21 protein-coding genes and 1 rRNA gene are annotated in these 23192 nt (G+C 54.3%); 9 read left to right on the top strand and 13 right to left on the bottom strand.

What is annotated here, in order from left to right:
* The first annotated feature begins 129 nt into the window (after positions 1-129).
* Positions 130-1791 carry an AsmA family protein gene (locus D4100_RS24725; protein WP_119805439.1) on the top strand — a complete coding sequence of 554 codons (1662 nt, stop codon included), beginning with the start codon at positions 130-132 and terminating at the stop codon, positions 1789-1791.
* A gap of 38 nt (positions 1792-1829) precedes the next feature.
* Here D4100_RS24725 and fabY read toward each other — a convergent pair whose 3' ends face one another.
* The 5 genes from fabY to typA form a co-directional block, all read right to left on the bottom strand.
* The gene (gene fabY / locus D4100_RS24730) at positions 1830-2777 is read right to left on the bottom strand and encodes a fatty acid biosynthesis protein FabY (protein WP_006320171.1); all 948 of its coding nucleotides are present in this window, start codon (positions 2775-2777) and stop codon (positions 1830-1832) included.
* A gap of 23 nt (positions 2778-2800) precedes the next feature.
* A complete protein-coding gene (gene dtd, locus D4100_RS24735) occupies positions 2801-3238 on the bottom strand; it encodes a D-aminoacyl-tRNA deacylase (protein WP_006320175.1) in 438 nt (145 codons plus the stop codon).
* Positions 3235-4125, bottom strand: coding sequence for a virulence factor BrkB family protein (locus D4100_RS24740; RefSeq protein WP_006320177.1), 891 nt, complete (start codon positions 4123-4125; stop codon positions 3235-3237). Before D4100_RS24740 ends, dtd begins: the two co-directional genes overlap by 4 nt.
* A gap of 49 nt (positions 4126-4174) precedes the next feature.
* A complete protein-coding gene (gene yihX, locus D4100_RS24745; protein ID WP_006320179.1) occupies positions 4175-4765 on the bottom strand; it encodes a glucose-1-phosphatase in 591 nt (196 codons plus the stop codon).
* A 170-nt stretch (positions 4766-4935) separates the two neighbouring features.
* Positions 4936-6759: a ribosome-dependent GTPase TypA gene (typA, locus tag D4100_RS24750; protein ID WP_006320180.1), complete on the bottom strand. Its 1824-nt coding sequence runs from the start codon at positions 6757-6759 to the stop codon at positions 4936-4938.
* Positions 6760-7129: 370 nt separating this feature from the next.
* Here typA and glnA point away from each other — a divergent pair, with 370 nt between their 5' ends.
* From glnA to D4100_RS25650, 4 genes are all read left to right on the top strand, one after another.
* Positions 7130-8539 (top strand): glutamate--ammonia ligase, encoded by a 1410-nt coding sequence (glnA, locus tag D4100_RS24760; RefSeq protein WP_006320181.1) that lies wholly within the window; start codon positions 7130-7132, stop codon positions 8537-8539.
* Between the two features lie 187 nt (positions 8540-8726).
* Positions 8727-9776 (top strand): nitrogen regulation protein NR(II), encoded by a 1050-nt coding sequence (glnL, locus tag D4100_RS24765; protein ID WP_006320183.1) that lies wholly within the window; start codon positions 8727-8729, stop codon positions 9774-9776.
* An 8-nt stretch (positions 9777-9784) separates the two neighbouring features.
* Complete coding sequence (glnG, locus tag D4100_RS24770) at positions 9785-11197, top strand: nitrogen regulation protein NR(I) (protein ID WP_006320184.1); 1413 nt, start codon at positions 9785-9787, stop codon at positions 11195-11197.
* Between the two features lie 113 nt (positions 11198-11310).
* Positions 11311-11433 (top strand): YshB family small membrane protein, encoded by a 123-nt coding sequence (locus D4100_RS25650; protein WP_006320185.1) that lies wholly within the window; start codon positions 11311-11313, stop codon positions 11431-11433.
* Positions 11434-11466: 33 nt separating this feature from the next.
* Here D4100_RS25650 and hemN read toward each other — a convergent pair whose 3' ends face one another.
* Together hemN and yihI are read right to left on the bottom strand one after the other, a co-directional pair.
* Entirely contained in the window at positions 11467-12840 is a 1374-nt protein-coding gene (gene hemN / locus D4100_RS24775) for an oxygen-independent coproporphyrinogen III oxidase (protein ID WP_006320186.1), read from the bottom strand.
* 182 nt (positions 12841-13022) lie between these two features.
* Positions 13023-13571 (bottom strand): Der GTPase-activating protein YihI, encoded by a 549-nt coding sequence (yihI, locus tag D4100_RS24785; RefSeq protein WP_119805441.1) that lies wholly within the window; start codon positions 13569-13571, stop codon positions 13023-13025.
* Between the two features lie 742 nt (positions 13572-14313).
* On the opposite strand from yihI, the gene yihA reads away from it, so the two are divergent.
* Entirely contained in the window at positions 14314-14961 is a 648-nt protein-coding gene (yihA, locus tag D4100_RS24795; RefSeq protein ID WP_006320188.1) for a ribosome biogenesis GTP-binding protein YihA/YsxC, read from the top strand.
* 277 nt (positions 14962-15238) lie between these two features.
* Here the strand turns inward: yihA and spfP are convergent, their stop codons facing one another.
* Positions 15239-15286 (bottom strand): small protein SpfP, encoded by a 48-nt coding sequence (gene spfP / locus D4100_RS26120; RefSeq protein ID WP_071892919.1) that lies wholly within the window; start codon positions 15284-15286, stop codon positions 15239-15241.
* 206 nt (positions 15287-15492) lie between these two features.
* Positions 15493-18294, bottom strand: a complete 2802-nt coding sequence (gene polA / locus D4100_RS24800; protein WP_006320189.1) for a DNA polymerase I — start codon at positions 18292-18294, stop codon at positions 15493-15495.
* 499 nt (positions 18295-18793) lie between these two features.
* Here polA and D4100_RS24805 point away from each other — a divergent pair, with 499 nt between their 5' ends.
* Positions 18794-19690: an acyltransferase gene (locus tag D4100_RS24805; RefSeq protein ID WP_119805442.1), complete on the top strand. Its 897-nt coding sequence runs from the start codon at positions 18794-18796 to the stop codon at positions 19688-19690.
* A gap of 42 nt (positions 19691-19732) precedes the next feature.
* On the opposite strand, the gene dsbA is transcribed toward D4100_RS24805, so the two are convergent.
* From dsbA to D4100_RS24820, 3 genes are all read right to left on the bottom strand, one after another.
* Positions 19733-20356, bottom strand: a complete 624-nt coding sequence (gene dsbA / locus D4100_RS24810; protein ID WP_006320191.1) for a thiol:disulfide interchange protein DsbA — start codon at positions 20354-20356, stop codon at positions 19733-19735.
* 29 nt (positions 20357-20385) lie between these two features.
* Complete coding sequence (locus D4100_RS24815) at positions 20386-21372, bottom strand: serine/threonine protein kinase (RefSeq protein WP_119805443.1); 987 nt, start codon at positions 21370-21372, stop codon at positions 20386-20388.
* Between the two features lie 104 nt (positions 21373-21476).
* The gene (locus tag D4100_RS24820) at positions 21477-21746 is read right to left on the bottom strand and encodes a YihD family protein (RefSeq protein ID WP_006320193.1); all 270 of its coding nucleotides are present in this window, start codon (positions 21744-21746) and stop codon (positions 21477-21479) included.
* A gap of 151 nt (positions 21747-21897) precedes the next feature.
* Between D4100_RS24820 and mobA the strand changes: the two genes are divergently transcribed.
* Positions 21898-22491, top strand: a complete 594-nt coding sequence (mobA, locus tag D4100_RS24825; protein WP_119805444.1) for a molybdenum cofactor guanylyltransferase MobA — start codon at positions 21898-21900, stop codon at positions 22489-22491.
* Positions 22484-22999, top strand: coding sequence for a molybdopterin-guanine dinucleotide biosynthesis protein MobB (mobB, locus tag D4100_RS24830; RefSeq protein ID WP_006320205.1), 516 nt, complete (start codon positions 22484-22486; stop codon positions 22997-22999). Before mobA ends, mobB begins: the two co-directional genes overlap by 8 nt.
* Before the next feature lie 73 nt (positions 23000-23072).
* Here the strand turns inward: mobB and rrf are convergent.
* A 5S ribosomal RNA gene (gene rrf, locus D4100_RS24835) occupies positions 23073-23188 on the bottom strand.
* Positions 23189-23192: the final 4 nt, after the last annotated feature.

Raw genomic sequence — 23192 nt, forward strand, 5'->3', positions numbered from 1 at the left:
CGCCACGCTGCCTGCCTCAAACGGCCGCTTGCGGCCGTTTTTTATTGCCTGTCAGACCATTGCACTTGAGATGCCCGGCCAATTGCGGCATAAACAGGGTATCTTTTTTGACCGACGCGGATGTAAACGATGAAATTTATCGGAAAACTGTTGCTGACGTTGCTGCTGCTGGTAGTGCTTGCCATTGTGCTGTTGTACGTCGTGGGGCAAACCGGTTGGGCGGCGGGCTGGTTAAGTCGTTGGATCAGCGATAACAGCGAATACCGCCTGTCGGTGGCAAAAATCTCGCACTCATGGAATCAGCCGGGCCAAATCAGCCTGGAAGACGTCAAACTGGCCAAAAATAATCAGCCGCAGGCGTTGGTCGCCAAACGGGTAGATCTCGGCCTGAGCCTGCGCCAAATCACCGAACCGCGCTATTTTCACAGCGTAACGCTGCGCGACGGCACGCTTACCGTTCAACCGCAAGCCGCGACATTGCCGGTGCAGGCCGATGTGTTGCAGTTGAGCAATATGGCGCTGCAATCCAACGATGAAACCTGGCAGCTCAACGCGCAGCAGGTCAATGCCGGCATTACCCCCTGGCAGCCTAAAGCCGGACATCTGCTGGGAGAAAATAATCAGTTCCAGTTCAGCGCCGGCTCGATGACGCTGAATGGCATCCCGGCTTCGCAGGTGCTGGTACAAGGTGAGCTTAAACAGAACCAGTTGAAGCTCAACAATTTCGGCGCCGATCTGGCGCAGGGTGACCTGACCGGGGTAGCCAGCCGCGCCGCCGACGGCAGCTGGCAGGTGGAACGCCTGCGGCTGAGTGGCGTACGCATGCAAACCCCGCTGACGCTGGCTGAGTTTTGGCAGCGCTTTACGGCCCTGCCGCCGGTCACTCTCAAACGTTTTGATCTGATCGACGCGCGGCTGGAAGGCAAAGAGTGGGCGTTCAACGATCTCGATCTGTCGCTGCAGAACGTGACCTTCCAGCAGGGCGACTGGAGCAGTGAGGACGGCTCGCTGAACTTCAACGCCAGCGATCTGATCAACGGCGGTTTCCACCTGATCGATCCGATCATGAATATGCGGCTTTCACCGGCCGGTATTGCCATTCAACAGTTCACCAGCCGCTGGGAAGGCGGGCTGCTGCGTACCTCCGGCAGTTGGCTGCGCGCCAACAACCGCCTGCAACTGGACGAAGTGGCCGTCGCGGCACTCGAATACACCTTGCCGCAAGACTGGCGCGCGCTGTGGCTGCAACCGCTGCCGCACTGGTTGGCGGAGGTGTACGTCAACAAACTGACCACCAACCGCAACCTGATTATCGACATTAATCCGGACTTCCCGTTCCAGATCACCGCGCTGGACGGCTACGGCGGCAACCTGCTGTTGGCACGCGACCACCAGTGGGGTATTTGGTCCGGTACGCTGAACCTGAATGGCAGCGAAGCCACCTTCAACAAAATTGACGTTCGGCGCCCATCGTTGGTGCTAAACGCCGATGACGGGCAGATCAACGTCACCGAGCTAAGCGCCTTTATGCCAAAGGGATTACTGGAAGCCAAAGCCACGGTCAGTCAGTTGCCGGGCAAGCCGTTTACGCTGTCGTTGAGCGGCCGCTCGGTGCCGGTGAATACCTTGCAGCAATGGGGATGGCAGCCGGTTCCGCTAGAAGGTGACGGAAACCTGCAACTGCAGTTGAAAGGGTTGCTGAACAGCGATGGGCTGTTTAAATCTTCACTTAAGGGCGAACTGCAGGCTACCGCCGCCGATGGCCGGACGGTCAACCAACAGTTACCCTAGTCTTTCACGCCCTCTTCCCGGAGAAGAGGGCCAATGACTCAGCTTTCTAGCGCCTCGGAACCGCCCTGATCCAGAGGCACGTCCGACTCGGCCGGCAGCACCATATAAGTACCTTCAAATATCGCGCCTTTATCGTCGTCACCGAACAAATGCACCTCAGCCTGCACGCGTGCACGGCGGCCCCGCGCCAAGCGGGCCAGATCGCCGCTCAGCGAGCTGAGATCCGCCACCGCCCGCGGTCTGCCGGTGATCGGTTTGCTGTAGCGGATATGCGCATCTGCCAGAATAATGGTGCCGCCAAGATGGCGCTCACGCAGCAATAGCCAGATAAGCCCCCAGGCGGTCAGCGTGGCCAGAGAGAACAGGCTGCCGGCAAACAGCGTATGGTGCGGGTTCTGATTGCCAATCTCCGGCATGGTAGTGACGAAACGCTGGCCGGTATACTGGCTGATGCGCACCCCCATTTTCTCGCTGAGCGGGATATGATCGTACCAGGCCTGCTGCAGTTGGCCGCACCAGTCTGGGCGATGCAAAATATCGTCCAGCGTCGCCACCGGTTTAATCATCAGGAAGTGGCGGATCGGGGTGGTTTGCGGCGCGGTGATCTCGCCCTGATTAACAAAGCCAAGCTTGGCAAAGAACGCCACCGCATCTTCACGGGCGCTACACACTACCCGTTTTACCCCTTCCTGGCGTGCCACGGATTCCAGCGTCATCGCCACCAGCGTGCCGAGGCCTTTGTCCTGCACCGTAGGGTCGACCGCCATAAAGCGGATCGCCGCTTCGTTGTCGGCATTGATATACAGCCGCCCTATAGCGACAATTTTACCGCCCTCATCCACCACCATCTGATGGTGCGCCATGGCGTCGTAGGCATCCTTTTCCGAACCCACCGGTTGGTGCAATGGCTTGCGCAGCATTTCCCAACGAAACTGGTAATAATCCTTCAGCTCTTGTTCTGTTACGGGTACTCGTAGGTGATACATAGACGCCTTCTCTCTCAAAATACTTAGACTTGAAGCCAAAACGTCACCGGCCCGTCGTTCACCAGCGCCACTTGCATGTCGGCGGCGAACTCGCCGGTCTGGGTTTCTACGCCGCGTTCGCGGCACTGACCAACAAAATATTGATACAACCGATCGGCTTCCTGCGGTGCTGCACCGCGTGAGAAACTTGGGCGCATGCCTTTTTGGGTATCGGCCACCAGCGTGAACTGCGAAACCACCAACAGGCTGCCTCCCGCCTGCTGGACATTGAGATTCATCTTGTCGTTCTCGTCGCCAAAGATGCGGTACCCCAGTACGCGCTCACACAGGCGCACGGCTTTTTGCTCGTTATCGTCCTGCTCCACGCCCAATAACACTAACAAACCGGGGCCAATCTTGCCTACCGTCTCTCCCTTGACCGTGACGCTGGCGTTTAGCACCCGTTGAATTAACGCAATCATAACTGCCCTTCTTGTGTCTGATCCTCTTGCTCCGTCTTTGGCCGGCGGTAGTCACGGTATTCCCCCAGGGTAACGGTGATTTCCGCGCCGAGTAACACGATACACCAGCTCCAGTAGACCCACAGGAATAAAATCGGGATCACCGCCAGCACGCCGTAAATCAGCTGATAAGACGGGAACATGGTGATATACAGCGCAAAACCCTTCTTGCCCAGTTCAAACAATATCCCGGCCACCAACGCGCCAATCAGCGCATCTTTAGGCGGTACGCGCACCGTCGGCACGATGCAATACAGCAGCCAGAACGATATCCAGGACAGGAGCAGAGGGAAAATTCGCAGTACTTGATCCACCAGGCTGTTCACGCCCGCCTGCGCCAGCCAGTTGAGCGACAGCAGGTAAGAGCTGATAGCCATGCTGGCACCCACCAGCAGCGGCCCCAGGGTCAGCACCATCCAATACACCGCAAACGAGAATACGATTGGCCGTTTGTTCTTGCTGCGCCAGATAGTGTTCAGCACGCTATCGACCGAGGAAATCAGCAGCAACGCGGTGACAATCAGCCCGCAAGTCCCGACGGCGGTCATCTTGTTGGAATTGGCGACAAACTGTTCCAGATAGCTTTGGATCACGTTCCCGGCGGCCGGCATGAAATTAGAGAAGATAAAACTTTTCAACTGAACGCTGATGTCGGAAAACATTGGGAACGCGGCAAACAACGCGAACACCACGGTAATCAACGGCACCAGCGACAGCAGGGAAACATAGGCCAGGTGGCCCGCCAGCATGGTCAGGCCGTCGCTGTCGACGCGTTTGAACAGCAATCGTCCGAAGGTGACGCCGGGTTTGATCGCAGAGGGCAGCTTTTTACGGCGGAAAAACGACATGGTCACTCCTTGATGTCAGTTTGTACGCCTTAAGCTTAACCCTTCGCGGTCATTGGGCAAAATAAGCCGGCACCACGTCACGATCGGTCACGTGTACCGTTTTGATGCCCAGCGCCTGTGCAGCGGCGACGTTGGCCGGATGATCGTCAAAGAACACTGCGGCTTCCGGCGACGTATTTTCGGCGTTTAAAACGTGCAGATAAATGTTGGCGTCCGGCTTGCGCATGCCGATGTCCTGAGACAGATACAGATGATCGGCGGCCTCGGCTACTTCGGGATAGTGCTGTGGCCAGTAGTTGCAGTGCAGACGATTGGTGTTCGACAACACCACCACCCGGTGACCTTCGCTGCGCAGGCGTTTCATGATGTCGATCACTTCTGGGCGCAGGGCGACAAACACCGCCTGCCAACCAGTGGCGAACTGCTCAAAACTGAGGGCGATACCCATTTCATCACTCAGCCGTTCGGCAAAATCTTCGTCGCTGATTTCACCGCGCTCATGCTGCTGGAACAACTCGCCCATGGCGAAACGCTCGGACAATACCGCCAGCGGCGTGCCACTCAAATTGCTCCATACACCCAGTACACGTTTGAAATCGATATCGACAATCACATTACCTAAATCAAAGATATACAGCATAGTCCTCTCCTGATGGGCCGGTGAGATTTCACTGTAGCGGGAAAAGAAGGAGCTGAACAGAGAGCAGGTGGAAAAGCGCATAGCGCGTGGCAGAAATGGGGAAAGGTAGAGGAAAAAACTCAGGGCGCAAGAATGAACTGCGCCCTAAGCATGGAACACTAAATCAGCGATTAAGCGTCTTTAGGACCGCGGCTTGCACGCTTACGATCGTTTTCCGTCAGGTGACGTTTACGAATACGTACGGACGTTGGCGTTACTTCTACCAGTTCGTCATCATCGATGAATTCCAGAGCTTGCTCCAGAGACATCTTGATAGCCGGAACCAGAGTAGTGGCTTCGTCAGTACCGGAAGCACGCATGTTGGTCAGCTTCTTACCGGTCAGGCAGTTTACGGTCAGGTCGTTGGAACGTGAGTGAATACCGATGATCTGGCCTTCATACACTTCCGCACCGTGGCCCAGGAACAGCTTGCCGCGATCTTGCAGACCGAACAGGGCGAACGCTACCGCTTTACCCTGGCCGTTGGAGATCAGCACGCCGTTCTGACGCTGGCCGATTTCGCCCTGGCGTACATCGTCGTAGTGGCTGAAGGTGGAGTACAGCAGACCGGTACCGGAAGTCATGGTCATGAACTCGGTACGGAAGCCGATCAGGCCACGCGCAGGGATCAGGTAATCCAGGCGAATACGACCTTTGCCGTCTGGGATCATGTCCTTAACGTCACCTTTGCGCTCACCCATGGCTTGCATGACTGAACCCTGGTGCTGTTCTTCGATATCCAGCGTCACGTTCTCGAATGGCTCTTGCATGCGGCCATCGATTTTACGGTTGATAACTTTAGGACGGGAAACCGCCAGCTCGAAACCTTCACGACGCATGTTTTCGATCAGAACCGACAGGTGAAGTTCACCACGGCCAGATACGCGGAACGCGTCAGCATCTTCGGTTTCTTCAACGCGCAACGCTACGTTGTGCACCAGCTCTTTGTTCAGGCGGTCGAGGATCTGACGTGAAGTCACGTACTTGCCTTCTTTACCACAGAACGGAGAGGTGTTGACGTTGAAGTACATGGTTACGGTCGGTTCATCAACAGACAGTGCTGGCAGCGCTTCAACCGCCGTGGTGTCACAGATGGTGTCGGAGATGTTCAACTCGCCCAGACCGGTGATCGCGATGATGTCGCCAGCTTCAGCCACGGCCGCTTCGATACGCTCCAGACCCATGTGGGTCAGAACTTTTGCGACTTTACCGTTACGGGTTTTGCCTTCGCTATCAATGATAGTGATCTGCTGGTTAGGTTTGACCTTACCGCGCTTGATACGGCCGATACCGATAACGCCAACGTAGTTGTTGTAGTCCAGCTGAGAGATCTGCATCTGGAACGGCGCTTCGAGCTCAACCTGCGGCGCAGACACGTGGTCTACGATCGCCTGATACAGCGGAGTCATGTCTTCCGCCATCTCGTTGTGGTCGGTGCCCGCGATACCCATCAATGCAGAAGCATAGATGATTGGGAAGTCGAGCTGCTCATCGGTCGCGTCGAGGTTAACGAACAGGTCGAAGACCTGATCGACAACCCAGTCAGGACGTGCGCCCGGACGGTCAACCTTGTTGATTACCACGATCGGCTTCAGACCATTAGCGAAGGCTTTTTTGGTCACGAAGCGGGTTTGCGGCATTGGGCCATCCATTGCATCCACAACCAGCAGCACCGAGTCAACCATTGACATCACACGCTCAACCTCACCGCCGAAGTCGGCGTGTCCTGGGGTATCCACGATGTTGATGCGGTAGTCTTTCCAATTAATGGCGGTGTTTTTTGCGAGGATGGTAATCCCACGCTCTTTCTCCAAATCGTTGGAGTCCATTACGCGTTCGGTGGCTTCTACACGCTCTCCGAAAGTACCGGATTGTTGCAGCAGCTTATCAACCAGGGTGGTTTTACCATGGTCAACGTGGGCAATAATGGCGATGTTACGCAAATTTTCGATCACAGCTTTGCCTCAGGCATTAGAAATAGCGCGCTATTGTACACGTATTAAGCGAGGTACTAAACAAGATCACAACAGTCTCTTATAAACAACTGTGTACAGGTCAGTTTGTGATCCCTTTCACGGTGCAAAAAGCAGCAGTTGGTGCACTTTTGCACCATTACAGTGCCCCACACCACTCCAATTGCACCATTCAAGTGCAATGCGTCACTAATGGTGCATACTGATTCTGTGCAAAACCCGCGCAGGGAGGCCATTAAAGCGCTTTTGCAAAGTTGGCACAGTTTTCGCTTTAGTCTATTCAAGGCAAAAACAGCCAGTTCCACAGATTCGTTCCACGACGACGACAATGATAAATCCGGGAGAGTTAAGTATGTCCGCTGAACACGTTTTGACGATGCTGAATGAGCATGAAGTGAAATTCGTAGACCTGCGTTTCACTGACACCAAGGGTAAAGAACAACACGTCACCATCCCTGCTCATCAGGTGAATGCCGACTTCTTCGAAGAAGGTAAAATGTTTGACGGCTCCTCGATCGGCGGTTGGAAAGGCATCAACGAATCTGACATGGTGCTGATGCCAGACGCCAGCACTGCGGTGCTGGATCCGTTCTTCGAAGAATCCACCCTGATTATTCGCTGCGACATTCTCGAGCCAGGCACCATGCAGGGCTACGACCGTGACCCGCGTTCCATTTCCAAGCGTGCAGAAGACTTCCTTCGCGCTTCAGGCATCGCGGACACCGTGCTGTTCGGGCCAGAGCCTGAGTTCTTCCTGTTCGACGATATCCGTTTCGGCAGCAGCATCCGTGGTTCTCACGTGGCTATCGACGATATCGAAGGCGCATGGAACTCCGGCACCAAATACGATGGCGGCAACAAAGGCCACCGTCCGGCAGTAAAAGGCGGTTACTTCCCGGTTCCTCCGGTCGATTCCTCACAGGACATCCGTTCAACCATGTGTCTGACCATGGAAGAAATGGGTCTGGTGGTCGAAGCGCACCACCACGAAGTGGCAACCGCGGGTCAGAACGAAGTGGCAACCCGCTTCAACACCATGACCAAGAAAGCCGACGAAATCCAAATCTACAAATACGTGGTTCACAACGTGGCTCACGCATTTGGCAAAACCGCGACCTTCATGCCGAAACCTATGTTCGGTGATAACGGCTCAGGTATGCACTGCCACATGTCGCTGTCCAAGAACGGCACCAACCTGTTCGCAGGCGACAAATACGGCGGCCTGTCTGAAACTGCCCTGTTCTACATCGGCGGTATCATCAAGCACGCTAAAGCTATCAATGCCCTGGCCAACCCGACCACCAACTCTTACAAGCGTCTGGTCCCAGGCTACGAAGCACCGGTCATGCTGGCTTATTCAGCCCGTAACCGTTCCGCTTCCATCCGTATCCCAGTGGTTGCCAGCCCGAAAGCGCGCCGTATCGAAGCCCGTTTCCCGGATCCAGCGGCTAACCCATACCTGTGCTTCGCGGCTCTGCTGATGGCAGGCCTGGATGGCGTGATTAACAAAATCCACCCTGGCGATGCGATGGACAAAAACCTGTATGACCTGCCGCCGGAAGAAGAAGCTGAAATTCCAAAAGTTGCAGGTTCCCTGGACGAAGCGCTGGCTGCACTGAGCGAAGACCGCGAGTTCCTGACCCGCGGTGGCGTATTCACCGACGACGCAATCGACGCTTACATCGACCTGCGTAAAGAAGAAATGGACCGCGTTCGCATGACGCCGCATCCGGTTGAGTTCGAACTGTACTACAGCGTTTAAGCCTTACCGCGCCATCTGCGGATGGCGCACCACATTTTAGTTGTCGTTTTTTTGTTGCCGTGGAAACTTTCAGCCCATCTTCGGATGGGTTTTTTTCTCCACCGTATTTTCTGCAAAACTATTCCATACCGCACGCATCGCGGATGGGGTAGCATAGATGCACTAAAAAGGTGCAGGAGTCTGCTGTATGGCAACTGGCAAGCTGCCCGATGCTGGGCAGATCCTCAATTCTCTCATCAACAGCATCCTGCTGTTGGATGATGATCTGGCGGTTCATTACGCCAATCCGGCGGCACAACAACTGCTGGCGCAAAGTTCCCGTAAACTTTTCGGTACACCACTACCCGATCTGCTAGGCTATTTCTCACTGAACGTCGATCTGATGCGTGAGAGCCTGCGTGCCGGCCAGGGCTTTACCGATAGCGAAGTCACCCTGGTGGTTGACGGCCGTGCGCATATCCTCTCCCTGACCGCTCAGGCGCTGCCTGAAGGCTTTATTCTGGTTGAGCTGGCACCCATGGATAACCAACGCCGTCTGAGCCAGGAACAATTGCAACACGCCCAGCAGGTGGCAGCCCGCGATCTGGTACGCGGCCTGGCGCACGAAATCAAAAATCCGCTTGGCGGCCTGCGCGGCGCAGCACAATTGCTGGCCAAGGCACTCCCCGACCCGGCGCTGACCGAATACACCAAAGTGATCATTGAACAGGCCGATCGCCTGCGCAACCTGGTCGATCGTCTGCTGGGGCCGCAACGGCCAGGTCAGCACATTACCCAGAGCATTCATCAGGTGGCGGAACGAGTATGCCAACTGGTGTCGCTGGAGAAACCGGACAACGTGACGCTGGTGCGCGACTATGACCCCAGCCTGCCGGAAATGGCGCACGATCCGGACCAGATCGAACAGGTATTACTGAACATTACCCGCAATGCCCTGCAGGCGCTGGGCGCTGAAGGTGGCACTATCACGCTGCGCACCCGCACCGCGTTCCAGATCACCCTGCACGGCACTCGCTACCGATTGGCGGCACGTATCGATATAGAAGATGACGGCCCCGGCGTACCGGCGCAGTTACAGGACACCCTGTTCTACCCGATGGTCAGCGGCCGCGAAGGCGGTACCGGCCTGGGTTTATCCATCGCCCGTAATCTTATCGATCAGCATTGCGGAAAAATTGAATTTAACAGTTGGCCAGGACATACCGAATTCTCGGTTTACCTGCCTATTCGCCAGTGAGGTTTTCTATGCAACGAGGGATAGTCTGGATCGTCGATGACGATAGCTCCATCCGCTGGGTGCTTGAACGCGCGCTCACTGGAGCGGGTGTGAGCTGCGCCACCTTCGACAGTGGCAACGCAGTGCTGGAAGCATTGGCCACGCAAACTCCCGACGTGTTGCTGTCTGACATCCGCATGCCGGGTATGGATGGTTTAGCGTTACTCAAGCAGATCAAACAGCGCCACCCTATGTTGCCGGTCATCATAATGACCGCACATTCGGATCTGGACGCCGCCGTCAGCGCCTATCAGCAAGGGGCGTTCGATTATCTGCCCAAACCCTTTGATATCGATGAAGCGGTGGCGCTGGTAGAACGCGCCATCAGCCACTATCAGGAACAGCAACAGCCGGCGCGCAGCCAGCCTGCCAACGATCCGGCTGCGGACATTATCGGCGAGGCACCGGCGATGCAGGATGTTTTCCGCATCATCGGCCGCCTGTCGCGTTCGTCGATCAGCGTGCTGATCAACGGTGAATCAGGGACCGGTAAAGAGTTGGTGGCCCATGCCTTGCATCGCCACAGCCCGCGCGCCAAATCGCCTTTTATCGCGCTGAACATGGCGGCGATCCCCAAAGACCTGATCGAATCCGAACTGTTCGGCCATGAGAAAGGAGCCTTTACCGGCGCCAATCAGATCCGCCAGGGCCGTTTTGAGCAGGCCGACGGCGGCACACTGTTCCTGGACGAAATCGGCGATATGCCGCTGGACGTTCAAACCCGCTTGCTGCGCGTGCTGGCAGACGGCCAATTCTACCGGGTCGGCGGTTATGCGCCAGTGAAGGTGGACGTGCGTATCATCGCCGCCACGCATCAGAACCTGGAACTGCGGGTCCAGGAAGGCAAATTCCGCGAAGACTTGTTTCACCGCCTGAATGTGATCCGCGTGCACCTGCCGCCACTGCGCGAGCGCCGTGAGGATATTCCGCGTCTGGCGCGCTACTTCCTGCAGGTAGCGGCAAAAGAGCTGGGCGTTGAAGCGAAGAATCTGCATCCGGAAACCGAAACCGCACTGACCCGCCTGCCATGGCCAGGGAACGTGCGCCAGTTGGAAAATACCTGCCGCTGGTTGACCGTGATGGCCGCCGGACAGGAAGTGCTGATCCAGGATCTGCCGAGCGAGCTGTTTGAAACCTCCGCACCGGAAGCCGCCGGCCACAGCCTGCCGGACAGTTGGGCTACGCTGCTGGCGCAGTGGGCCGATCGCGCCCTGCGTTCCGGTCATCAAAACCTGTTGTCGGAAGCACAACCGGAGATGGAGCGTACGCTGCTCACCACCGCGCTGCGTCACACCCAGGGGCATAAGCAAGAAGCCGCCCGGCTGCTGGGCTGGGGCCGCAATACCTTAACGCGGAAATTGAAAGAGCTGGGAATGGAATAGTTTGCGTCATTGATTATAAAAAACGCAATCAAGCGCACAAAAAAACGGCTACTCCAGGCTTTACAGCCTGCATAGTCGCAGTATGATCGGGTCGCACACTCTGGAGGCTCAGGATGTTGGACTCATTCATCGTATTTATTTCCCAAGGCGCAGAGCTTGGCTCTTCCGCCAGTCACACGCCGCAGGCAGCCGTTGCTGCGGTGCTGTGCGCAGCACTGATTAATTTCTTCAGTTGAAAAGCGGCCGCATCAGCGGCCGTTTTTTATGCATCAAATCACCCGCGAGAACTGCTGAGTGCGCGCCTGCTGACGCAGATAGAGATCAAAACACATGCAAATATTGCGGATCAGCAAACGCCCGCGTGGCGTTACGCGAATGCCTTGCTCATCACGCTCCACCAGCCCATCGCGTTCAAAGGGTGCCAGCAGTTGCAAGTCTTCGGCAAAGTAAGCGGCGAAGTCGATAGCGTATTGCTGTTCTATCGCGCGATAGCCCAATTGGAAGTTGCAGATCAGAGTTTTGATTACTTCACGCCGCAGGCAGTCGTCTTCCGTCATCGCCAAGCCCCGCCACAGCGCATTGCCCTGCACCTCAACGCTACTGTAATAGGTCTTCAGCTCTTTCTGGTTCTGCGCATAGCTGTCACCTAACATGCTGATGGCGGAAACGCCCAACCCCAACAGATCGCTGTCGCCCTGGGTGGTGTAGCCCTGGAAATTGCGGTGCAGCTTGCCTTCGCGCTGGGCCACCGCCAGCTCATCATCCGGGCGAGCAAAGTGATCCATGCCGATAAACTGATAACCGGCCTCAGTCAGAGAAGCGATGGTCTGCTGCAGGATATCCAGTTTCTGCTGTGCACTTGGCAAGTCGGCGTCCTTGATCTTGCGTTGTGCGGCGAACAGACTCGGCAAATGCGCATAGTTGAACACGCTGAGGCGATCCGGGTTTAGTTCCGCCACCCGCTCCAGGGTGAATGCAAAACTCTCCGGCGTCTGTTTTGGCAGACCGTAAATCAAATCGATATTGGTGGAATTAAATCCCAACGCCTTGGCACGAGCGATCAGGGCAAAGATAAACTCTTCATCCTGCTCACGGTTCACCAGCCGCTGAACCTCTTTATTGAAGTCCTGCACCCCCATGCTCAGGCGGTTGAAACCTTCGCTGCGTAAATGATCGAGTACGTCCAGTTCAATCTCGCGCGGATCGACCTCGATCGACATTTCCGCATCGGGCAGAAAATCAAAGTGCTGTCGCAGCATCGCCGTCAATCTGCTGATTTGCGATTTACTGAGGTAGGTAGGTGTGCCACCGCCCCAGTGCATCTGGCCAACCTTACGCCCGGAAAATAACGGGGCGCGCTGGGCAATTTCACGCGCCAGCACCGCCAGATACTCATCAGCCTTGTGCGTCTGACGCGTCACCAGCTTGTTGCAGCCGCAGAAATAACAGAGTTTATGGCAGAACGGAATATGCACGTACAGTGACAACGGACGCTCAGGATAACGCGCTGCGGCGCGTTGAAACGCCGCTTCGTCGTAACCCTGGTTAAACTCCAGCGCCGTGGGGTATGAGGTATAACGCGGCCCTGAATAGTTATATTTCTGGATCAGGGCCAGATCCCAGACGATTGCCTGCTCTGACATGCTCACTCCTTCCGATATTTTTTCCTACCGGGCCGGGAAATGGGCAGTTGTCTACGCTGTCTGGCCGCGGAAGCGCTGCGAAAACGCGTTTTGCGTTTAGACAGCCGCCATAGTTTACCGAATAACCACAGCAGATAACACATCAAGAGTAGGGCTATTATCAGGATCGGCCACATGGCACGTTAAAATACGTCTTTCGGGTTACCGCTTTTCAGCAGTTTCAGGATGTCTTCCTGCTTTTCTTCTTTTTCATCGTCTTCGTCGTCGCCCAGCTCAATGCCCAATTGCTCCATCAGCGCATCGATGCGATCCAGCGTCTGGTCAACGTAAGCCTGATCTTCGGCGTTCAGCGTCGCGCCGTCGTCGATACGATCCAGCAACGCATCCAAACGCTCATCATTTTCCAGTTTCGCCAGCTCTTCTTCCGGCGACAGGCGCGGTTTGGCTTCAGCCTTCGGCTTAGGCTGCGGTTTGGCTTTTGGTTTAGCTTCAGCCACCAGCGCTACCGGTACTTTGCTGCCAATACGCGGATCTTTGACCTGCGCCTCGGCCTTGTTTTTCTGATTAGCAGACTCAACCTGGGTGCGAGAACCGGAAGCGAGACCACGGCGTTTTTTCAAGCGCTTGCGTTCGCGGGCTTCCTGATCGAGCTCCACACGGCTTTTCTTTTTCGATTTCGACGTCGCCGCGCTGCTGCGTGGGGCGCGAGGTGCTTTTGATGGCTGGTTCATAGCGTACGCTCTTAGGTATGTAGATTCAGTATAGAGATGCTATACGATTGCGGCGGAATCTAGCAGAAAGCGGACAAAGAAAAAAGGCGGCAGGTTAAACCTGCCGCCTATTTCTCACCCTCTTTCGAAGGATATTCCTGCCACGCGCTCCATGCGCACACTCAACATCCTGGTTTTTCCCTCTGCTATAAACGCACTCCCTGCTACTACGTCCTTCATCCTGAAAGGGAAATCGTCCATGGCGCAATCCGTTCGCATCCACTCTTCCTGAGCGCGCTTCCTGCGGGCATCCTAATTGCAATAACTTCACCATCCTTGTGTTGTTCACACATTCAGGTGCAAACAAGGCGTCCTGCTGAGGTCATCCTGGCACTCATTGCACTTCCCGTGCGTTCCCTGAGGTTTGTCACCCTTCCCGGATGTTCCTTACTCCTGCACAGCCTTGTGCTGCAATCTACTTTACGCGATTGAGGGGGGTGCTCAAGGTATCTGCCGCGGAATGCCTATCATCAATAACGCAGAGAAATATTAACTTTTTGTTTTTTAATAAAAAGAATAAAAATCACTTTCGAATAAAGCGACATTACCTACTATTCGAATGGCAAATGTCTCACACGCTCAAGGCGACGTGACTGCCACGCCCTGCTGGCCCGGCGCTTAAAAACAGAGAAACACACCATTTTTGCCGCTGATGCAGTTATAATCGCCAACCAGTTAGCCATCCTCGCGGAGACGAAAAATTTTGACCAGCAAGAATTACAATTATCATGTGACCCATTTCGTCACCAGTGCGCCCGATATTCGCCATCTTCCGGGGGATGAAGGTATTGAAGTTGCCTTCGCCGGCCGCTCTAATGCCGGTAAATCCAGCGCGTTAAATACCCTGACCAATCAAAAAGGTCTGGCACGTACCAGTAAAACGCCTGGCCGTACCCAGCTCATCAACCTGTTTGAAGTAGAAGAAGGTATCCGCCTGGTCGACCTTCCGGGTTATGGTTACGCAGAAGTTCCTGAAGAAATGAAACGCAAGTGGCAGCGGGCGCTGGGTGAATACCTGCAGATGCGCAACTGCCTGAAAGGCCTGGTGGTACTGATGGATATCCGCCACCCGCTGAAGGATCTCGACCAGCAGATGATTCAATGGGCAGTCGATGTTGGTACGCCAGTGCTGGTTCTGCTGACCAAAGCGGACAAACTTGCCTCCGGCGCGCGTAAAGCGCAGCTCAATATGGTGCGCGAAGCGGTAGTGCCGTTTATGGGCGATATCCAGGTAGAAGCCTTCTCCTCACCGAAAAAAATCGGTGTCGACAAGCTGAGCCAGAAACTGAATACCTGGTTTAACGAGATCCCGCCGGAAGTGTTACCGGAAGACGACGCTGCCGGCGAGTAACCTGCCGCAGATGCCGCAATAGCCGATGTGGAAACGCATCGGCTTTTTTATGCCTGTTATTCATGGTAGTAGGTGATTTTCGTTATCTAATTACAGCTTTGACGAAAAACCATCATAATTTCTTATGACACCTTATCGGCAACACCAGAACCGACGGGCAATAACAGAGGATTTATCAGAGGATGATAGGCGGATGAGAATAGGAAAAAACTATGGGTAAGTGTTGTTTTTACAATAAAAAACGCCCCAGTCAATACTGACTGGGGCGGCTAAATATTCAGCCAAATCCGATTACGTGAAGTAAAAGGTCTGAAAGATAGAACATCTTACCTCTGTACCCTACGCCTGTAACTCTACATGATTTTTTCGCAGTGCAAAAGAATTTTTTGTAGTTTACTTACACAACTTAGTGCGTAATAACGGCGAGGTTGGGGAAACAATCGCCGCATCTTGTAGCTAAATTACGAAAAGTGCTTAGGTTATCACCAGTTAGCGCCTCAGTGAGGGATTAACGGGTGGGCAACCGCGTTATCAATGGGCTTCATCCCAGTTAGCACCCACGCCGACGTCCACTTTCAGCGGTACCGCCAACGTCATGCTGTTTTCCATCAACTCGCGGATGCGCTGGCTGGACGCCTCAATCGCTGACTCATGCACCTCGAACACCAGTTCATCGTGTACCTGCATGATCATACGCACCAATGGCTCGTCCTGACCTTGCAGCCAGGCGTCCACCTCAATCATCGCACGCTTGATGATATCGGCTGCAGTCCCCTGCATAGGGGCGTTGATCGCCGCACGTTCGGCGGCCTTGCGACGCATGCCATTGCTGGAACTGACGTCCGGCAGATAGAGGCGACGACCATCCAACGTACTGACATAACCCTGTTCGGCAGCCTGCTGGCGGGTGCGTTCCATATACTCCAGCACGCCCGGGTAACGCTCGAAATAAAGATCCATATAGCGTTGCGCTTCGCCACGCGGGATCCCCAACTGACGCGCCAAACCGAATGCGCTCATGCCATAAATCAGGCCAAAGTTAATCGCCTTGGCGCTGCGGCGCTGCTCATTCGTCACCTTGTCGAGCGGCAGACCAAATACCTCGGCGGCGGTAGCCCGGTGGATATCTTTACCGGCAGCAAAAGCCTTCAACAACCCCTCGTCCTGCGACAGGTGGGCCATGATGCGCAGTTCAATCTGCGAGTAGTCGGCCGCGACGATGCGGTAGCCTTCAGGGGCAATAAATGCCTGCCGGATGCGGCGCCCTTCGTCGTTACGCACCGGAATGTTCTGCAAGTTCGGATCGCTGGAGGAGAGACGCCCAGTCGCCGTCACCGCCTGATGATAGGAGGTGTGCACCCGCCCACTGAACGGGTTAATCATCAGCGGCAGTTTATCGGTATAGGTAGTTTTTAGCTTCGCCAGCCCACGGTATTCCAGAATCACCTTCGGCAACGGATAATCCAGCGCCAACTCGGCCAGCACCTCTTCGTTGGTCGATGGCGCGCCGCCTGGGGTTTTCTTCAGTACCGGCAGCTTTTGCTTTTCGTACAAGATCGCCTGCAGCTGTTTGGTCGACGCAAGGTTGAAAGGCTCTTCTGCCAATTCATGCGCCTGAATTTCCAGCTCGGCCAGACGCTTGGTCAACTCGATGGAGTGGGCGGCCAAAATGCTTTGATCAATCAGTACCCCGGTGCGCTCGATATGCGACAGCACTGGCAGCAGCGGCATTTCAATCTCATTGAACACCGTCAGCAGCTCGGCGCTTTCTTTCAGCTGCGGCCACATCGCCAAATGCAGTTGCAGCGTGACATCGGCATCTTCAGCCGCGTAAGGCGCCGCCTGCTCCAGAGCAATCTGGTTGAAGGTGAGCTGCTTTTTGCCCTTACCGGCGATCTCTTCAAAGGTAACGGTTTTATGGCCGAGATAGCGATCGGACAAACTGTCCATGTCGTGGCGACCGCCCACGCTGTCCAACACATAGGACTCCAGCATGGTGTCGAAGGCAATGCCGCGCAGGGTGATGTCGTAACGCGCCAACAAGCCCATATCAAACTTCAGATTCTGGCCAACCTTCAGCGCTTTCTCGTCTTCCAGCAACGGTTTCAGCGTTTCCAGCACATAGGTGCGATCCAACTGTGCCGGTGCATCGAGATAATCATGCGCCACTGGCAGGTAAGCGGCTTCGCCCGGCGCAATGGCAAAGGATAGGCCGATCAGGTTGGCAGTCAGGGTATCCAGACCGTCGGTTTCGGTATCAAAGGCAAACACTTCGGCTTTTTTCAGCTTTTTGAGCCAGTCAGCGAAGGTCTCCTCGTCCAGTATAGTGACGTAGCCCTCTTGCGACAGCGTCGCTTCCGCAGCAACTTTTGGGGTGTCCACGGCTACGCCGGCAGGTTTCACCGCGCTGGCCGCTTTCGCGCCGGTACCTTTTTTGCCTTCCAGCCAAATGCCGGCTTCAACATCCGCCAGCCAACGTTTGAATTCGTACTGTTTGAACAACTGTTGCAGCGTGTCGACGTCCAGCGCAGAGACTTCGAGATCGGCGCAGGAAAGATCCAGCTCTACATCGGTTTTAATGGTCGCCAGCTTATAGGAGAGATACGCCACCTCTTTGTTCTGTTCCAGCTTGGCTGCCATGGTTTTGGCGCCGCGGAAGCTGAGCGTGGCGATGTTGTCCAGGTTGGCATAGAGTGCATCCAGCCCACCAAGCCCCTGTAACAGGGCCTGTGCGGTTTTCTCACCGACTCCGGGCACACCAGGGATGTTATCCGAGGAGTCGCCCATCAGCGCCAGGAAGTCGATAATCAGCTCCGGCGGAATGCCGTACTTATCGCATACTTCTTGCGGACCAAGAATGGTGTTATTCATGGTGTTGATCAGCGTAACGTTCGGTGTGACCAACTGTGCCATGTCTTTATCACCCGTGCTGATCAACACTGCATGGCCGGCCTTTTCGGCTTCCAGTGCCAGCGTGCCGATAACGTCATCCGCTTCTACACCAGGCGTGACCAACAGCGGCAGGCCCATGGCCTTGACCATTTTATGCAGTGGCTCAATTTGAGCGCGCAGATCGTCCGGCATCGGTGGGCGATGTGATTTGTACTCTGCGAACAGCTCATCACGGAAGGTTTTTCCCTTGGCATCAAACACCACCGCAACATGGCTTGGCTGGTACTGCAGCAGCAGGCTGCGCAGCATATTCAGTACGCCGTACATTGCCCCGGTCGGTTCGCCCGCGGAATTGGTCAGCGGAGGGAAGGCGTGATAAGCGCGGTAGAGGTAAGAGGAACCGTCAACCAGGATTAATGGGTTTTCTGCAATTTGGGCCATAGCGTTTCTTTATCGTGATCGGACATAGTGGTAAGCATGCCATAGCTGGCCGCCTGAGACGAACCTTAGCGTGCATTGCGGATGAAAATGATGTGATTATGCGAAGCGATCCGCAAGATCCTGCCTGTGGATAACTTTGTGCATAGAAAAGACAGCAGATTATAACGATACGTTTATCGTTATAATTGGAAATAAAATTCCTATTGAAATCACAGTGTTAAATGGCGTTAATTTGACGAGGAGTATTTGTCGACTTTTACACAATTTGTGGATATAACTTGCGCTCGATTTTAATCGCTCCATTGATCAAATTTGGCACCTCAATTACCCTAGCACAAGATGAGCAAGTTGCACGAAAACGCAGCAAATGATTATTTGTTCGGCGATGAAAACTGTTGCTGTTAACGAGCGTCTTCTCCCTGCTGTTTCTGTTAAAATATTTTTTTGTTCATGCATATCGGCATGTAACGCTGCTCCCATAGACCATCAGCCCATAACCATGCCAAGACTATTATCCCCTGTTATCTTTATATTTTCTGCCTTGCTTGCCATTTTGGTGACCGTACTGTGTTCGATCCCCATCGCATTGGCCGGTATCGTTAAGCTATTGATCCCTTATCCTGCCATCTGGCGACATATCTCCGCCTTTGCCGATTTTATGATGTGGTGCTGGTGTCAGGGATTGGCGCTGCTATTGCGCATTAACCGGCAGCTGCACTGGGATATTCAAGGGCTGGAGGGGTTGGAACGTAAAAACTGGTATCTGCTTATCAGCAACCATGAAAGCTGGTCGGATATTGTCGTGCTGTGCGTGCTGTTCCGTAATCATATTCCCATGAATAAATACTTTCTCAAGCAACAGCTAGCCTGGGTACCTTTTGTCGGCCTCGCCTGCTGGGCGCTGGATATGCCATTCATGAAGCGCTATTCGCGTGGCTATTTGCTCAAGCATCCGGAAAAACGTGGTAGGGATATCGAAACCACACGACGCTCCTGCGAGAAATTCCGTAAACGCCCGACCACTATCGTCAATTTTGTGGAGGGTTCTCGCTTTACTGAAGCCAAGAAAATTAAAACCCGCTCCCCTTATCACAATTTACTCGCTCCAAAGGCCGCCGGCATTGCTTTTACGCTCAGTGCATTAGGCAAGCAGTTCGATAAAGTGTTAAATGTCACCCTGCTTTATCCGGAAAATAGCGAACGGCCTTTTATGGATATGTTGTGCGGCCGGTTAAAGCGTATTGTGGTGAGAATTGAGCTGCTGCCTATCGATGAAACCCTGCATGGCGATTACTTTAACGACAAGCTCTTTAAGCGGCGTTTCCAACTGTGGTTGAATACGCTGTGGCAGGAAAAAGACAGACTGTTGGATAAGTTAAAGCGGCAATACCGTTAAAAAAACGCCGGCTGAGCCGGCGTTCTTCACTTTCAATTTCAGTTATTTCTGCTGGCTGAGGAATTTGACCACGTCGGCGAATTGCTTCACGTAAGCATCCATCGAGCTGGTGTCCAGACCGTCATTTTTAACCATAAACTTACCGTTAACAAAGACTGCCGGTACGCCGCGCAGTTGCAGATCTTCCGCAGCTTTTTCCTGTTGAACCACCAGGGATTTCACCACAAAGCTGTTCCATGCCGCATCGTAGTCTTCAGCGCTCACGCCCGCTTTGACAAACACGTTACGGATATCATCAGGAGTTTGCACAGTCTGAGTTTTCTGTACGGCTTCAAACATCAGCGGGCTCACTTTATCTTCCACACCCAGCGCCATCGCGACCGCCCAGGCCTGAGTCAGCTGTTTACCCAGCGGCCCCAGAAACTCAACGTGGTATTTGGTCATTTTGGTGCCCACAGGCAGCGCTTTTTTCACATTCTCGGAAACGTGATAAACCTGCTCGAACTGATAGCAGTGCGGGCAATAGAAGGAAAAGAACTCCAGTACCTGAGGCTCACCGGTCACAGGTTTGTCCAGGGTTACATACTGAGAACCATCGCTAAACTGCGCAGCAGAGGCACTGAATGCCATTACCATGCCAACGAGTGCCAACCATATTTTCTTCATAAGACTAAACTCTCCATTATGTTAAAGCTTCAATACATTGGCATCAGCTGCAGAGGGGGTTCCTGCAACAGCTTAACCTGTTCAGTAAATGCCGCGGTCTGAGATAACCAGAAATCAGACTCCGCCATCCACGGAAAACTTTTAGGAAATGCGGGATCCTGCCAACGGCGAGCTACCCATGCCAAGTAGTACACCATTCGCATGGCACGCAGCGGCTCGATCAACGCCAACTCACTCTGATCAAACTCGGCAAACTCTGAGTAAGCCTCCAGCAAAACGTCCAGCTGCATCAGGCGATCACGGCGCTCACCGTGCAACAACATCCACAGATCCTGTACCGCCGGCCCATTACGCGCATCGTCAAGATCAACAAACAGCGGGCCATCGCGCCACAGGATATTGCCCGGGTGGCAGTCGCCGTGCAAACGCCGCGGCTGCCAGTCCAGATGCCAATGGTGTTTTATCGCCTCAATCAGAGTGTCCGTCGCGGTCAGGAAGCTGTCGCGCTGTGCCTTGGGCAACAGTTTACAGCCGGCCAGTACCTCACGCGGCGCGGTGAGATACTCTTCAATCCCCATAGTGGGACGCTCCACAAACAGGTTTTCACTGCCCACCTGATGAATCCGCCCCAGAAAACGGCCAACCCACTCCAGTTGATCGAGATTGTCGATCTCATACTGCCGCCCGCCAACGCTGGGAAATACGGTAAAAAAGAAACCGCTGTGAATATGTAGCGTATTGCCCTGCAGGGCCAGAGGCGCAACCGCGGGGATCTCCGCCAGGGCAAGATCCCCGGCGAACTGGTGTTCTTCAATAATTTGCGCCGCGCTCCAACGTTCCGGGCGGTAAAACTTCACCACGTAGCGCTTACGATCTTCGTCCATAAACTGGTAGACGCGGTTTTCATAACTGTTCAGCGCCGTTAGCCCAGAATCTACACGCAGGCCAACCCCTTCCAGCGCGTCCATGATCAGATCGGGCGACAGGGTTTGAAAATTAAAAGCAGAGTTGTTCATAACAACATTCAGTTTCATTGGGTGACAACACTGTGCCGGGAATGAGAAATAGTAGCATTAATGACAAATTTCACGAGCACTGGTTCAGCCCTACCGCACAAATGCTAATCCTTTATAACGCCACGGGCGCGCAATAAGGCCGTTTTAAAGTCTTCTTCGTAATCCTTTTTCAGCCCTGGGATTTGTTCCGTGCCGGCGCTGCCGCGCATTTTCAGGTGGTAGATCAGAATATCATCACTCAACTCAGCCAAATCACCTTGAAAACCGGCTTCCTGCGCCAGTTTTTGCAAAAACTGAATCAGATTGAGATCCGGCTCTTCCTGCCAGGCCGGGTGTAACAGCTCAATCAGCTCGTTTACGCGGTGCGTTTTCATCGCAATATCGTCCAATAGAATGAATAAGCACACAAAGTAACAGGCTTACCAACGCAGTGAAAGAAGCAGCTTGTCAATAAAGGTAAATCCTGATGCCACACCGGCTTTAGCGCTACAATCAGGACGTTAGCCACAATGCAGGATGAGAAATATGCACGAAGACATTACCGGCATTATTCTGGCCGGAGGGCGCGCCACCCGCATGGGGGGAGAGGACAAAGGCCTGGTTCAGGTTGCCGGAATACCGCTCTATAAGCACGTTCTGACCCGGTTACGGCCGCAGGTAGGCCCGATGGCCATCAGCGCTAACCGTAACCAGGCCCGCTATCAGGAAAGCGGTCTTCCGACGATCGGTGATTTAACGCCTGACTTTCCCGGCCCTTTGGCCGGCATACTGGCCGGGCTGAGATATGCCACCACTGAATGGGTCGTATTTGTTCCCTGCGATGTACCCGATTTCCCCACCACGCTGGTTGAACAACTCTGGCAGCAAAAAGGCCGCTCACTGGCCGCCTATGCCAGCGACGGGGAGCGCGCGCACCCAACTCTGGCGCTGTTGCATACCAGCCTCGCGCCTAAGCTGGCGAGTTATCTGGCTCGGGGGGATCGAAAGCTTATGTTGTTCCTGGACGCAGCAGGCGCACACCAGGTACCGTTCACGGGCCAACAAGCGGCTTTCCACAACCTTAACACGCGAGAAGACTGCCAGCGTTGGCTGCAGGAAAAAGGATTCCCCCATGAATAATCCTCTCCCTCCTTTACTGGGCATTGCAGCCTATAGTGGTACAGGTAAAACCACACTACTTAAGCAGTTAATACCGTTATTGAGACAGCGGGAAATCCGCGTTGGGCTGATTAAACATACACATCATGATATGGATGTAGATACGCCAGGCAAAGACAGTTATGAATTACGTAAGGCAGGTGCCGATCAAACACTGGTTGCCAGCGATCGCCGGTGGGCACTGATGACAGAAACACCAGAGCAATTGCCACTTGATTTGCACTATCTGGCCAGCCGATTTGATAGTGACAAGGTGGATGTGATTTTAGTGGAAGGGTTTAAACATGAGCCGGTGAGCAAGATCATTCTGTATCGTGAAAATATAGGCAGACCGCTGGAGGATATGCTGGATAAGTTTGTTATTGCGGTAGCCAGCGATCGGCCTGTTGCTGGGATTACATCTTTGGATCTAAACCAGCCTGAGACAATAGCTGCGTTCATAGTCGAGTGGTTAAAAGGCGCAGCGTAGCTGCGTCCGTTATTTCCCGACCCAAAAACAAAAAGCCCTACGCTTTCACGTAGGGCTTGTTGCTTTATTTGATGCCTGGCAGTGTCCTACTCTCGCATGGGGAGACCCCACACTACCATCGGCGCTACGGCGTTTCACTTCTGAGTTCGGCATGGGGTCAGGTGGGACCACCGCGCTATTGCCGCCAGGCAAA

The organism is Serratia inhibens (assembly GCF_003591175.1).
In the GTDB taxonomy this organism is placed as follows: domain Bacteria; phylum Pseudomonadota; class Gammaproteobacteria; order Enterobacterales; family Enterobacteriaceae; genus Serratia; species Serratia inhibens.

Excerpts from the sequence above, each read along its gene's own strand:
- hemN (WP_006320186.1), bottom strand. The coding sequence starts at position 12,840 with ATGTCAGAGCAGGCAATCGTCTGGGATCTGGCCCTGATCCAGAAATAT.
- fabY (WP_006320171.1), bottom strand. The coding sequence starts at position 2,777 with ATGTATCACCTACGAGTACCCGTAACAGAACAAGAGCTGAAGGATTAT.
- mobB (WP_006320205.1), top strand. The coding sequence starts at position 22,484 with ATGAATAATCCTCTCCCTCCTTTACTGGGCATTGCAGCCTATAGTGGT.
- glnL (WP_006320183.1), top strand. The coding sequence starts at position 8,727 with ATGGCAACTGGCAAGCTGCCCGATGCTGGGCAGATCCTCAATTCTCTC.
- D4100_RS24740 (WP_006320177.1), bottom strand. The coding sequence starts at position 4,125 with ATGTCGTTTTTCCGCCGTAAAAAGCTGCCCTCTGCGATCAAACCCGGC.
- yihX (WP_006320179.1), bottom strand. The coding sequence starts at position 4,765 with ATGCTGTATATCTTTGATTTAGGTAATGTGATTGTCGATATCGATTTC.
- glnA (WP_006320181.1), top strand. The coding sequence starts at position 7,130 with ATGTCCGCTGAACACGTTTTGACGATGCTGAATGAGCATGAAGTGAAA.
- D4100_RS24805 (WP_119805442.1), top strand. The coding sequence starts at position 18,794 with ATGCCAAGACTATTATCCCCTGTTATCTTTATATTTTCTGCCTTGCTT.
- polA (WP_006320189.1), bottom strand. The coding sequence starts at position 18,294 with ATGGCCCAAATTGCAGAAAACCCATTAATCCTGGTTGACGGTTCCTCT.
- dtd (WP_006320175.1), bottom strand. The coding sequence starts at position 3,238 with ATGATTGCGTTAATTCAACGGGTGCTAAACGCCAGCGTCACGGTCAAG.
- D4100_RS24815 (WP_119805443.1), bottom strand. The coding sequence starts at position 21,372 with ATGAACAACTCTGCTTTTAATTTTCAAACCCTGTCGCCCGATCTGATC.
- mobA (WP_119805444.1), top strand. The coding sequence starts at position 21,898 with ATGCACGAAGACATTACCGGCATTATTCTGGCCGGAGGGCGCGCCACC.
- dsbA (WP_006320191.1), bottom strand. The coding sequence starts at position 20,356 with ATGAAGAAAATATGGTTGGCACTCGTTGGCATGGTAATGGCATTCAGT.
- D4100_RS24725 (WP_119805439.1), top strand. The coding sequence starts at position 130 with ATGAAATTTATCGGAAAACTGTTGCTGACGTTGCTGCTGCTGGTAGTG.
- D4100_RS24820 (WP_006320193.1), bottom strand. The coding sequence starts at position 21,746 with ATGAAAACGCACCGCGTAAACGAGCTGATTGAGCTGTTACACCCGGCC.
- glnG (WP_006320184.1), top strand. The coding sequence starts at position 9,785 with ATGCAACGAGGGATAGTCTGGATCGTCGATGACGATAGCTCCATCCGC.
- D4100_RS25650 (WP_006320185.1), top strand. The coding sequence starts at position 11,311 with ATGTTGGACTCATTCATCGTATTTATTTCCCAAGGCGCAGAGCTTGGC.
- yihI (WP_119805441.1), bottom strand. The coding sequence starts at position 13,571 with ATGAACCAGCCATCAAAAGCACCTCGCGCCCCACGCAGCAGCGCGGCG.